Raw genomic sequence first — 12,032 nt, forward strand, 5'->3', positions numbered from 1 at the left:
TTATTTTTCCTCTGCCTTATTTAAGGGTCTGGATTGTCCCTTTTTTGTCCATTTTATCCAATAAAATGAACTCATCAAGCTACCCCGATAAAATTCCATTTCAAAGGCAGGAATTAGCTGATGTTTAAGGCTGTCTCCATATTTCCATTGCTGCTGAACTATCCGGCGCAGATTTCCTAAAATATTTTTCGCCCAAATTCCCGGTTTATCTCTGGTTTTAGCATTAATCATTCGTAACTGACAGGTCGCTAATCCACAAGCACGGGCTAGAGATAATAAATAGTCTCGTTCCAGTCGCCAATGGGGAATTTGATGATTCATGTGCATGGCGGGATTGTACCAAATTTCCCACCCGGCTTTGTGCAGATAGAGCAAGACTTCGTAATCCTCACCTCGGACTAAAGCTTCTTTCTGAGTACCGGCAATTTTAGGCGTATTGGGAACTGCATCCTGCCATGCTTGTCGGCGAACTACTAATCCGGCACTTGGGGGTAAATGTAAGTTGTCGGGGTCAAAAATAAAGGCTTTGGGTCCATGTTCGCGAATGGCTAAAAATGCCGCAATTTTTTTAAAGTTTTCTGGGGGATTGACTTCAAATTCTCCATGAATTTGACCGCTGAATGCTCCAGCTTGAGGATGGTTATTTCCAAATTCATAAGCCGATGCAATCCAATCCGGTGCTGGGATGTTATCATCATCTAAAAAAGCGACATAGTTGCCCTTAGCTTCTTGGATGGCGCGCCCTCTAGCAAAGGCGGGTCCTTGGCGCTCTTCCAAATAGTATTTTAGGGGATAGCTTTGCTGCCAATTGCTTTGATAATCTTTAATAACTTGAGCCGTGTTGTCCCGACTATTGTTATCAATAATGATAATTTCCCAAGCTATTTGTTCGGTATTAATTTGATGACGCAGAGCTTCTAAAACCTGGGGTAATCGAGTTGCACTGTTATAAGTGGGAATGGCTACGGTTAAATCTAACGCAGGGAGATTCATAACTGAAGACTACAGTTTTAATAGGAATGTTACAAGGTTATTTTTGCTTTAGAATTTGAGTCTGTATTCAGACTGATCGCCCTCTTATCATCAACGTCTATAACCTTCTTTTCGGGCTTTAAATATCCATTTCGCCACAGATAAAAAAAGCTCTGCAAACTACTGACTAATAACTCTCGTTCACAAGCGGCGATCGCATCGGTTTTGTCAATCCCATATTTACCAAGATGTTGGATCAGTTTGCGCAAGTCGTTGGCGAAGTACGCGCAGGTAAAAATTGGCCTCAATATCGGTTTCACTGGCACCATCCGGGTCACATACCGACTTAATCCAATCCCTCTAAAAAACGGAATTAAATACTCCATTTCCAAGCGCCGACTAGGGATTTTATGGGTAATTTTCATCGCCGGATTATACCAAACTTCCCAGTTTTTTAGTTTAATATAAGCCAAAGCTTCTAAATCTTCTCCCGTTAGCATACTCCCCGGAGTTCGGCCACTGAGAATGCATTGTTCCGGAACACTTTGCTGCCATGCTTGAGTGCGGACTATCAATCCTGCCGACGGCGGCAATAAATTTTTATCCCGGCGATAAAGTAAGGGTTTTGACCCTCGCTGGGTAATAGCTAAAAAGGGCATTAGGCGCTTAAAATTCGGGGGCGGTTCTATTTCAAATTCCCCTTGAATGTAACTACCAATAGCACCGGCATGAGGATGTTCTTGCGCGAATTTGTAAGCAGCGGACACCCAATCTCGGGCTGGAATATTATCATCATCGAGAAACCCAATTAAGGGACTCCTCACCTCTTTAACAGCCCGTTTACGAGCGTAAGCAGCCCCCTGATTTAGTTCTAAACAAGAGCGTAAGGGAGCGATCGCATCCCATTTGGCTTGATAGTCTTCCAGAATTTGGGGAGTATTGTCGGTGCTATTATTATCAACCACGAGAATTTCCCAAGTAAACTCTTCGGTATTGATTTGCATCTTAAGTGCCTCTAACACTTCCGGAAAACGCTTTTCCCCGTTATAAGTACAAATGACAACTGTTAAATCGATCCCCATCTTTTGATACTCCCCTTGCCCTAGAAAATGCTACGGTTTCTCTGCCCTATTATGGAATCGTCTCTCCCTTAACATCGATCGCCTCATCAACAAATCGACTCAGCAGCGGTTCCGTTTTGATTTCGGGCACCGATTCAGTCGATTCCGGAGGATCTGGCGTTTCAGACTTTGGGATTACAGGTGGTTCTTCCCGGGGGACCGGCGGTTTGGTATCAAACACCAATTTTGTCGGTCCTCGGTCAATATAAATCGTATCCCCTGCCACAAATTTCCCTTCTAATAACAGGGTTGCGATCGGGTTTTCCAATTCTCGTTGAATGGCCCGTTTGAGGGGTCTCGCCCCATAAACTGGATCATACCCAACTTCGGTCACATAATCTAACGCCTCATCCATCAGATTCAGGGAGATTTTTTGGTCTGCCAACAGCTTATCTAAGCGCTTAACTTGAATCTTGACAATTTCGCTCAATTGCGATCGCGTCAAAGCATGGAACAAAATAATCTCGTCTACCCGGTTGAGAAACTCCGGACGAAAATGCTTCCGTAGGGCCATCATCACCCGTTTCCGCATTTCCTCATAGCGCCCATCATCCCCGGCTAAATCCAAAATGTGGTCACTGCCGATATTGCTTGTCATCACGATGACGGTATTTCTAAAATCCACCAACCGCCCTTGGGAATCGGTGATTCGACCATCATCGAGCACTTGCAACAAAATATTAAACACATCGGGATGAGCCTTTTCCACCTCATCCAACAACACCACCGAATAAGGATTCCGGCGCACGACTTCCGAGAGTTGGCCCCCTTCGTCATAGCCGACATACCCCGGAGGCGCACCCACTAACCGCGAAACCGAGTGCTTCTCCATGTACTCAGACATATCCAGACGCACGAGGGATTCCTCGGTGTCAAATAGCACCTGAGACAGAGCCCTCGCCAATTCGGTTTTACCCACCCCAGTCGGTCCCATAAACAGGAATGACCCGATCGGGCGTCCGGGGTCCTTCATCCCGGCCCTTGCCCGCCGAATGGCCGCTGCAACGGCTGAAACGGCTTCTTGTTGTCCAATCACGCGCTGATGGAGGAACGATTCCATTTGCAGCAGTTTTTGCCGTTCCGATTCCAACAGGCGGTTAATGGGAATCCCCGTCCATTTGGCAACAATTTCGGCAATATCCGCTTCGGTGACTTGTTCTCGCAGTAAAGTAGAGCCACTGGCTTGCATCTTCAGCAGTTCCGCTTCCTTGGCTTCGCGATCGCGCTGTAACACTTCCAACTTGCCATATTTCAACTGCGCCGCCTTGTTCAAGTCATAGTTGCGTTCGGCCTTTTCAATCTCCACGCGCAACCCGTCTTCCTGTTCCTTCAGTGCATTAATGGCATTGAGCAAATCCTTCTCTGTCTGCCATTGATTGCTTAGTTTCTGCTGTTTCCCCGTCAGGGTGGCAATCTCCTGGGTAATCCGCCCTAAGCGTTCCTGAGAAGCGCGATAAGCACTGGTTCCCACCACCCCTGCGCCTTCTCCTTCCAAGGAGAGTTTTTCCATTTCTAACTGCATCAACCGGCGATCGGCAGCTTCTAATTCCGTAGGTTTGGAGGTAATCTCCATTTTCAGCTTGGCTGCTGCTTCATCTACCAGGTCGATCGCCTTATCTGGGAGGAAGCGATCGCTGATATATCGATTTGACAAACTCGCCGCTGCCACCAATGCCGCATCCAGGATTTTTACCCCATGATGCACTTCATAACGCTCCTTCAACCCCCGCAAAATGGAAATCGTGTCATCCACCGTGGGTTGATCGACGACCACCTGCTGGAATCGACGCTCTAAAGCGGCATCTTTTTCGATATATTTGCGATATTCATCCAAGGTACTCGCCCCAATACAGCGCAATTCCCCCCGGGCTAACATCGGTTTAAGCAGATTTCCCGCATCCATCGTCCCTTGTCCTGCACCCGTGCCCACCACGGTATGCAATTCATCGATAAACAGGACAATTTGACCATCAGAGTCGATGACTTCCCGCAGAACTGCCCGAAGTCGGGCCTCAAATTCCCCGCGAAACTTGGCCCCAGCAATCAAACTGCCCATATCCAGGGAAATCAGTTGCCGATTTTTCAGAGATTCGGGGACATCGCCATTAACAATCCGTTGGGCCAGGGCCTCAGCGATCGCGGTTTTACCCACCCCCGGTTCTCCAATTAACACCGGATTATTCTTGGTCCGGCGCGAGAGGACCTGAATTACCCGCCGAATTTCCTCATCTCGGCCAATTACCGGGTCGAGTTTACCTTGTTTGGCCTGTTCGGTGAGGTCCCTTCCATAGCGTTCTAAGGCTTGATATTCCGTTTCGGGACTTTGGTCCTTAACTTTTGCACTCCCCCGAATTTCTTTAATAGCCAAATCCAGTTGTTGTTGCTCAAACGGGGTGCGGGCGTCCACAGTAGAGGCTTTCAGGGCGCGACGTCCGAGGCGATCGTCCTCGGCGAAGGCCAGTAAAATATGCTCAATGGAGATAAACTCATCTTCGAGATTTTGCCTTGCGGTTTCGGCTTTATCTAATAACTGATCTAACCCGCGACCGAGGTAAAGTTGGCTGGTATTCCCGACTTTAGCTTGGCGCGAGGCAAAGGTACTAATTTGTTGTAAGAGTTTCTCTGGCAGGATTCCGGCTTTGGTGAGGATCCGCAGGGCGAGTCCTTCCGGTTGTTCTAAAAGGGCGATCGCTAAATGTTCGACTTCGAGTTGCTGATGTTTGTAGCGACGGGCGATATCTTGGGACTTGACAATCCCTTCCCAAGCGCGGTCTGTAAATTTGCTGGCGTCAGTAGGCTGCATCTTTTAAGTGCTGTTGGCCTCCAAAGGTCGTCTTTTAAAATAAAGGGTTAACCGGCTGCAAATCGCATCCGGACTCTATAGCTATGGTATCTTATCGGAGTTTTTCGCTCCGGTCACCGTTCTTGGGAAGGAGGAATGGGGAAGATTGCGCGGTTCAACGTCACGACTCTCAGTCGTGACGTTGAACTTCACAGCAGAACTGAAATTGTTGATTATGCAGGTTTGGTTTGAATCAGTTCGATTTTATAACCATTGGGGTCTTCCACGAAGGCAATCACCGTGGAACCATGTTTCATCGGACCTGGTTCGCGGGTGACTTTCCCCCCTTGAGCTTTAATGCGATCGCAGGTGGCGTAAATGTCATCCACCCCTAGGGCAATATGACCATATCCCGTCCCAATATCATAATGGTCTGTATCCCAGTTGTAAGTCAGTTCGATCGCCGCTTCTTCCGATTCATCGCGATATCCGACGAATGCCAAGGTGAATTTTCCCCCGGGATAGTCTTTCTGCCGCAATAGCTTCATATTAAGAACGTTGCAGTAAAAATCCAGGGATTTTTCTAGGTTGCCCACTCGCAACATCGTGTGTAAAATTCTCATGCTTTCTCCAAGTTTCCTGACTTTACTCTTATTGTAAAGGGCCGTTGAGTTCCGGTCCGAAACCTGTTGGTATTCTGTAGGGGTAAGGGTTTGCTGACTCAGATGGGGTCGAACGACTGCCTCGAATCGCGATCGGGAAACTTTATTAAATCTGTGCCTCTACCCCGAAGTTCGCTGTATCGTAAAACGTTGAGGCAATGATTTGCTTTTTGGGGTTTGACGGTGAGGCAGAACTTAAAAACTCACCGAGGTTCAGCCCAGTGATATCTCAAATGTCAGGAAAGACTGAAGAATGAACGGAATTGACAGCACAGCAATTGAACTGATTCGCGCCCGGGAAATCCTCGACTCTCGGGGACGTCCCACAGTGGAAGCGGAAGTCTATTTAGCCAATGGTGCAATGGGTTTGGCCCAGGTCCCCAGTGGAGCCTCGACGGGAAGTTTTGAGGCCCACGAACTCCGGGATGGAGACAAGAAGCGCTACGGTGGCAAAGGGGTAGCGAAAGCGGTTGAGAATGTCGAAAATAAAATCGCGCCCAGTTTGGTGGAAATGGATGCCCTCGATCAAGGGGCGATCGACTATGCCATGATTAAGTTAGATGGTTCCCCCAATAAGTCCAATTTGGGCGCGAATGCCATTCTCGGCGTTTCCCTAGCAACAGCTAAGGCGGGCGCAAATGCCCTCCAGATTCCCCTCTATCGCTATCTAGGCGGTCCTCTGGCGAATTTGTTGCCAGTGCCTTTGATGAATGTGATTAATGGCGGTGCTCATGCCGCCAATAATGTGGATTTTCAGGAGTTTATGATTGTCCCATCCGGGGCCTCTTCCTTTAAGGAAGCCCTGCGCTGGGGTGCAGAAGTATTTGCCTCTCTCAGCAGTGTTTTGGATGAGAAGGGATTGCTGACTGGGGTTGGGGATGAAGGCGGGTTTGCCCCCAATTTAGAGTCGAATCAAGCGGCGTTAGAGATCTTGATGTTAGCGATTAAAAAGGCCGGATACAAACCCGGGGAAGAAGTTTCTCTGGCAATGGATGTCGCCGCCAGTGAGTTTTACAAAGATGGCAAGTATGTTTATGAGGGAAGTGCTCATGAACCGAGTGAATTAATCGATTATTTGGCGAAGTTAGTCGATGAATATCCAATTGTTTCCATTGAGGATGGATTGCATGAGGATGATTGGGAAAACTGGAAATTGTTGACCCAAAAGTTAGGCGATCGCGTTCAATTAGTCGGGGATGATTTGTTTGTAACCAATCACACTCGTCTGAAACGGGGAATCGAGATGGGTGCCGGAAATGCGATTTTGATTAAGCTCAATCAAATCGGCACATTAACCGAGACTTTGGAAACGATTGATATGGCAACTCGCAATGGGTTCCGGTCCATGATTTCCCACCGTTCTGGGGAAACGGAAGATACCACGATCGCTGATTTAGCAGTGGCAACGAGGGCCGGTCAAATTAAGACAGGTTCTCTCTGTCGTAGTGAACGGGTGGCGAAGTACAACCGCTTGTTACGAATTGAGGATGAGTTAGGCGAACGTGCCGTATATGCCGGAACTGTGGGATTAGGACCAAAGAGTTCTAAGTAATCCTTAAAATAACAAACCCCTGAGTTTTTAATCCCGGGTTTGTTGGCAGTGTTGCCAGCAGGTTGATTGTTTTAAATTGAACCATCAGGCGGGGGTTTATAACTCCCGTCTATTTTTTTCAACAGTCTTTGGGCCAAGGAAGCAAAAAATTACCGGGCTTAACACCCGGTAATTTACAATAAATTCCTTAAAGCAATTATCCCCAGAGTTTCTGCATTTTAACAGTCAAAATTGACAAGATTCTCATCAATGCAGTAGCCTAAACTGGATAATCTTTCCCCTGATATTACTGGGGATTTTGCCTTAATTCCTAGGGATAGAAACCGAGTTCGGGCAATCCAAGGGTTTCATCCCAACCCATCATAATGTTGAGACATTGGATGGCTTGACCGGCTTGACCTTTAAGGAGATTATCAATAGCGGAAATGACGATCGCGCGATCGGTGCGTTGGTCAATTTCTACCCCGAGATAACACATATTACTGTTCATCGCCCACTTGGTTTGAGGGTAGACCCCTGCCGGGAGGACCCGGACCCAAGGACTATTGCGATAAAATGCCGTGTAAATGGTGACTAAATCTTCCCGAACTAGACCGGGATCTCGGAGGGTGGCGTAGACGGTAGAGAGGATTCCCCGGACCATCGGCATTAGGTGGGGGGTGAACTGGACCAGGATATCCTGTCCCGCGAGATCACTACCAATGGACTCGATTTCTGGGGTGTGGCGATGACGCGCTACCCCATAAGCAGCGACGGAGTTATCGGCTTCGGCGAGGAGGAGATTGGTTTTCGCTTGGCGTCCGGCACCAGAAATCCCCGATTTGGCATCAATAATGGCGCTATTGGGGACAATCATGCCTTGTTTGAGAAGGGGTGCCAAGGCAAGAATACTGGCGGTGGGATAGCAACCGGGACAGCCGACGAGTTGGGCATCCTTGATGCGATCGCGATATAATTCCGGCAAGCCATAGACAGCCACCGCAGCGGTTTCAGCATCCGCGCGATCGCCACCGTACCAATTTTTATAGGTTTCTAAATTACTAAATCGATAGTCGGCGGAAAGATCGAGAACCTTGCAGCCTTTTTCCAGTAACCGGGGGGCCATTTGGTAGGCTAACCCATTGGGTAAGGAGAGAAAAACCACTTGACAGCGATCGGCGATCGTGTCAACATCCACTGACTCAATCATCAAGTCAGTGGCATGAGAAAGATGGGGATACAGATCCGAGAAGGGTTTACCCGCACTGCTATCACCACCTAAGTACACTAAATCCAGTTGGGGATGATCTCTAATCAGTCGAACGAGTTGGACGCCACCATATCCTGATGCCCCAACAATGCCAACCCGCATAGTTTCTAATTCACCCATCACCTTACTCCACTCCAAATATAGAGATCTTGAGCGGTCTTGATCGCTCTAGCTGTTGCATTCTAGTACCAAACGGTAAAAGCGATCGTACAAATCCCTACAGCTTTTCCACTTTCAATGGAGGATGTCTGCTAACCTAACCCGAAAGGAGGTGACAGCCTCTATCCTCCTTGCAGTTTCCCAGGTAAAGTGACAAAAATTCCAATTAGGAAAATTTAGATCATAGGTAGAGTAAAAGGAAGCCAACCGGGTTTCTTGAAAAATCTCTGCAAAGAAAGCAACAAATATGGACGAGAAACCCGGTTTCTGGTCCTTTGTCAGTAGGTAGACCTCATTAATTACACCTACCTATCCTCCAGGACAAAAAAAGCCTAGATTCGTGTCGGGATGAGAATGACTGTCTTTTCCATAGGGCATCTATAGTCAAGTTATTGATGTCCATATCGGAGGGTGGATACCCTATCGATTGGGATACCAAAACATTCCTTTAATGCCTTCGGGATCGGACATAAATCCCAAGGTTCGGTAGAACTCGACCACATGGGGATCTGCAAATAAGGTGATATTGCTAATATCTTCACTCCGAAGACGCTTGATGGTGTAATTCATCAAGGACTTGCCGAACCCTTTGCCTTGGAATTCGGGATGAACTACGACATCCCAGATGGTGGCATTAAAAGCATGGTCTGAGGTGGCGCGGGAGAAGCCGATTAAGCGACGAGTTTTCCCGCGCATTTCCCACATAGAAACCACGAGAAAACTGTATTGAATTGCTTTTTTAACTTTACGCAGAGGGCGACGAGACCAGCCGACTGCATCACAGAGTTCTTCTAGTTCATAAAGGTCAATATCTCGATCTGTACTGAAATAGACACGAGGATTGGTGCCGGGGCGATCGCTAGTCCCGGCAGATTGATATCCCTCGATTTGCGCCGCGATCGGCGCAGAAGATGTATCAGAACCGCTAAATAAATTTTTCCAAAAACCCATGAAGGTTTGGTTAGGGTAGGAGAACGGGGTGGACAAGCGCTATCCCCCACCGAGGATAAGCATGGGATGCCAAGAGATCGCCCCAATTGGGTCGATCGCAAGGTTGAACAAACGATAAACTGCTGCCTGACGGTGCAACGGAATGGCGTACCCGTCTATGATTGTACAGTGGCAAGTCGCGACTTACGCCAATCGCCAGGAAGATGCTAACCCTTACCCCAGGAAAATGGCTAGACTGAAATCCCTTGGAGTCGGAGGGATGAATGGCCCAAAGTTTCAGCCAAAAGCCAGAGAGAATCGTAATCCCCCGTAGCGATCGGCGCAGTGTCCCCCATGATGGCATAGGATTAATATAGCAATCTACCTCAGCCCAGTTGATGTAACCCTGTCTTGAATTAGGCCCCCAATTGCGATCGGGAGCTGACGAGACCGGGTACGCCCCCTTTGTCCAGATTAGCCGAGGCTCAACCCGTCCCCCGAGATTAGCCTCGGCTTGAACTTGTCAACAGGCCCTCCTTGGGTTGGGGAGATGCAAAAAGAGCATATCGTTGCGAGTCGTGCATTGGCTCGGATCCCAGGGTATGACAGTTCCAGCCAGGGTTAAACATGACGAAACTATCCTAGCTTTCGCCATCCAATCATTGTTCTATCGGAAAGGACCCCGGGCTGCTGTCTTCCTTTGTGTTTTTGACAGGAGCTAGCGAGTTCTCCCACACCCCAATATGGCACCGGGTTTAAAATCATCCACGATGGACCTGCTCAAACGCTTTAACCGAGCGTTTCCGCAGTTCTACGAACAATTTGTCAGCAGTGAAATTCAGCTCCAAAACCTCAAGCTCGCCTACCAGCTTTACCGAACTAAACAAGCGGTCATTGAACTCAGACCCGAAGGGACCAAAAGTGCTCTGCATTTTGCCTACCGCAATCAATCTTTTTTGCTGAGTGACATTTTTGGAGTTCTGGCTGCCTATGGACTCACGATCCACAGTCTGAGTCTTTACGGCCAAATTTATCCACCGATGTTGGTCTTTATCAAGTTGGTGGTGTCTCGGGGGGGTAAAGCACTCACAGACAAGACCGCAGAAAATGTCTGTCGGGCTGTTCGTGAAGCCCTGGCGGGTCACTTTGAAGTGGAAGAGATGCTGGCTGTAGAATTCAATCTGGATGCCGGTTTAGAGGACGTGGAAACCGAGTTCTACGTCGATCCGGTTTTCCATCTTCCCGCCCTTCTGATTGAAGCCGATAACCAGCCGGGATTGTTCTATAAAGTGATGTACGCCATCTGGCAAGAAGATTTGCTCGTCGTCAATGCGAACTTACTGGTTTGGCGAGGACGAACCCGCCTGATTCTGTATTTACTGGGACCCAACGAAAGTCTGATTCCCGAATACCTCGGACAAAAGATTGCTGAAGGCGTGCGGCAGCGATTGCTCGGGAGGCGCTTTTGAGAAAGCACTTTGGCCCTCGCCATCCCCTAGCCTATCCCAACCTTGAGCCTGAAAACCCAAGGGTTTGATTCTCGATAAAACCGGAGGTGCTATTCTGTGCCCGGTACTCTGGTGGTCCCCTTGGACCGGCTGTGTCGATCGCTGGCTGCTCCCTCGTCTGCGATCGCCTAAGTGATTGTATTCAGACGATTTCTTCGCTCTTGATAACAACATGGAAACGATTGACATCCTGGGGGTTCCTCACGCTTATGAACTCACAGATCCTCGCCCCTCTCCCCATGTTCTGGTTTTTATCCACGGTTGGCTCCTCAGCCGCCGCTATTGGCAACCCCTAATCGATCGCCTGTCGGTGGATTACCAGTGCCTCTCTTATGACTTGCGCGGATTTGGGGATTCTCAACCCTATGCCCACCCCACCCCCCAGTTCCATGCAGGCTACACCCCTAGCGCCTATGCTCGCGATTTAGAAGTCTTGCTGGACAAGCTCAATATCTCCACCGCATGGCTGATTGGTCACTCCCTCGGGGGCAGTATCGCCTTGTGGGGCGCTTCTCAACTTCCCGCCAAGGTGCAAGGGGCGCTCTGCGTCAATTCGGGAGGCGGCATTTATATCAAAGAAGAGTTTGAACGCTTTCGGGCGGCAGGTCAGGTTTTTGTAAAAATGCGCCCTCGTTGGCTGTGCCATCTCCCGGGCATTGATTGGTTATTTACGCGCGATAGTGTCGCCAGTCCCCTCCCACGCCATTGGGCAAGGCAACGGCTGCTGGATTTTGTGATGGCTCACCCAGAGGCGGCGATCGGGGCTTTGCTCGATTCCACGACGGAAGTGGAGGTACACCGCCTTCCTCAATTGGTTTCCCAACTCACCCAGCCGGTTTATTTCATCACTGGCACCAAGGATAAGGTGATGGAACCGAAATATGTTCGCCATTTGGCAAGTTTTCACGCCCTCTTTGAAGATGAGGGGATGAATGTGATTGAAATTCCGGACTGCGGCCATTTATCGATGGTGGAGCAACCGGAGGTGGTGGCGACTGAAATGCTCCAGATTCTGGGTAATCATGGTTAGTGCCCTGCTTGATCAGTTGTTGCTCTTGCAAAATAACGGATTGATCTCCCCAACCCCCCTTAAGAAG

Annotated in this window: 10 protein-coding genes; 4 read left to right on the forward strand and 6 right to left on the reverse strand. The window is 48.8% G+C overall.

What is annotated here, in order from left to right; genetic code table 11:
- The 4 genes from hpsE (NG796_RS05985) to gloA form a co-directional block, all read right to left on the reverse strand.
- The gene (gene hpsE / locus NG796_RS05985; RefSeq protein WP_261204999.1) at positions 1 to 993 is read right to left on the reverse strand and encodes a hormogonium polysaccharide biosynthesis glycosyltransferase HpsE; all 993 of its coding nucleotides are present in this window, start codon (positions 991 to 993) and stop codon (positions 1 to 3) included.
- Between the two features lie 29 nt (positions 994 to 1,022).
- Entirely contained in the window at positions 1,023 to 2,054 is a 1,032-nt protein-coding gene (hpsE, locus tag NG796_RS05990; RefSeq protein ID WP_261205000.1) for a hormogonium polysaccharide biosynthesis glycosyltransferase HpsE, read from the reverse strand.
- Between the two features lie 49 nt (positions 2,055 to 2,103).
- Positions 2,104 to 4,896: an ATP-dependent chaperone ClpB gene (clpB, locus tag NG796_RS05995; RefSeq protein ID WP_261205001.1), complete on the reverse strand. Its 2,793-nt coding sequence runs from the start codon at positions 4,894 to 4,896 to the stop codon at positions 2,104 to 2,106.
- A gap of 212 nt (positions 4,897 to 5,108) precedes the next feature.
- Positions 5,109 to 5,498, reverse strand: a complete 390-nt coding sequence (gene gloA, locus NG796_RS06000) for a lactoylglutathione lyase (protein WP_261205002.1) — start codon at positions 5,496 to 5,498, stop codon at positions 5,109 to 5,111.
- A 292-nt stretch (positions 5,499 to 5,790) separates the two neighbouring features.
- On the opposite strand from gloA, the gene eno reads away from it, so the two are divergent.
- Positions 5,791 to 7,089: a phosphopyruvate hydratase gene (eno, locus tag NG796_RS06005; protein ID WP_261205003.1), complete on the forward strand. Its 1,299-nt coding sequence runs from the start codon at positions 5,791 to 5,793 to the stop codon at positions 7,087 to 7,089.
- Positions 7,090 to 7,399: 310 nt separating this feature from the next.
- Here the strand turns inward: eno and argC are convergent, their stop codons facing one another.
- Entirely contained in the window at positions 7,400 to 8,458 is a 1,059-nt protein-coding gene (argC, locus tag NG796_RS06010; protein ID WP_261205004.1) for an N-acetyl-gamma-glutamyl-phosphate reductase, read from the reverse strand.
- A gap of 459 nt (positions 8,459 to 8,917) precedes the next feature.
- On the reverse strand, positions 8,918 to 9,448 hold the full coding sequence (locus NG796_RS06015) for a GNAT family N-acetyltransferase (protein ID WP_261205005.1): 531 nt from the start codon (positions 9,446 to 9,448) through the stop codon (positions 8,918 to 8,920).
- Positions 9,449 to 9,514: 66 nt separating this feature from the next.
- On the opposite strand from NG796_RS06015, the gene NG796_RS06020 reads away from it, so the two are divergent.
- The 3 genes from NG796_RS06020 (at position 9,515) to NG796_RS06030 (ending at position 11,965) form a co-directional block, all read left to right on the forward strand.
- Positions 9,515 to 9,658, forward strand: a complete 144-nt coding sequence (locus tag NG796_RS06020; protein ID WP_261205006.1) for a hypothetical protein — start codon at positions 9,515 to 9,517, stop codon at positions 9,656 to 9,658.
- 512 nt (positions 9,659 to 10,170) lie between these two features.
- Positions 10,171 to 10,896, forward strand: a complete 726-nt coding sequence (locus tag NG796_RS06025; protein ID WP_261198450.1) for a hypothetical protein — start codon at positions 10,171 to 10,173, stop codon at positions 10,894 to 10,896.
- A gap of 211 nt (positions 10,897 to 11,107) precedes the next feature.
- The gene (locus NG796_RS06030; protein WP_261205007.1) at positions 11,108 to 11,965 is read left to right on the forward strand and encodes an alpha/beta fold hydrolase; all 858 of its coding nucleotides are present in this window, start codon (positions 11,108 to 11,110) and stop codon (positions 11,963 to 11,965) included.
- The last annotated feature ends 67 nt before the right edge of the window (positions 11,966 to 12,032 follow it).

It is taken from the genome of Laspinema sp. D2d (assembly GCF_025370755.1).
Taxonomy (GTDB): domain Bacteria; phylum Cyanobacteriota; class Cyanobacteriia; order Cyanobacteriales; family Laspinemataceae; genus Laspinema.

Bases quoted from the DNA above. Each gene is read 5' to 3' on its own strand.
- hpsE (WP_261205000.1), bottom strand. From the start codon at position 2,054: ATGGGGATCGATTTAACAGTTGTCATTTGTACTTATAACGGGGAAAAG.
- NG796_RS06030 (WP_261205007.1), top strand. From the start codon at position 11,108: ATGGAAACGATTGACATCCTGGGGGTTCCTCACGCTTATGAACTCACA.
- clpB (WP_261205001.1), bottom strand. From the start codon at position 4,896: ATGCAGCCTACTGACGCCAGCAAATTTACAGACCGCGCTTGGGAAGGG.
- argC (WP_261205004.1), bottom strand. From the start codon at position 8,458: ATGGGTGAATTAGAAACTATGCGGGTTGGCATTGTTGGGGCATCAGGA.
- gloA (WP_261205002.1), bottom strand. From the start codon at position 5,498: ATGAGAATTTTACACACGATGTTGCGAGTGGGCAACCTAGAAAAATCC.
- NG796_RS06020 (WP_261205006.1), top strand. From the start codon at position 9,515: ATGCCAAGAGATCGCCCCAATTGGGTCGATCGCAAGGTTGAACAAACG.
- NG796_RS06025 (WP_261198450.1), top strand. From the start codon at position 10,171: ATGGCACCGGGTTTAAAATCATCCACGATGGACCTGCTCAAACGCTTT.
- eno (WP_261205003.1), top strand. From the start codon at position 5,791: ATGAACGGAATTGACAGCACAGCAATTGAACTGATTCGCGCCCGGGAA.
- hpsE (WP_261204999.1), bottom strand. From the start codon at position 993: ATGAATCTCCCTGCGTTAGATTTAACCGTAGCCATTCCCACTTATAAC.
- NG796_RS06015 (WP_261205005.1), bottom strand. From the start codon at position 9,448: ATGGGTTTTTGGAAAAATTTATTTAGCGGTTCTGATACATCTTCTGCG.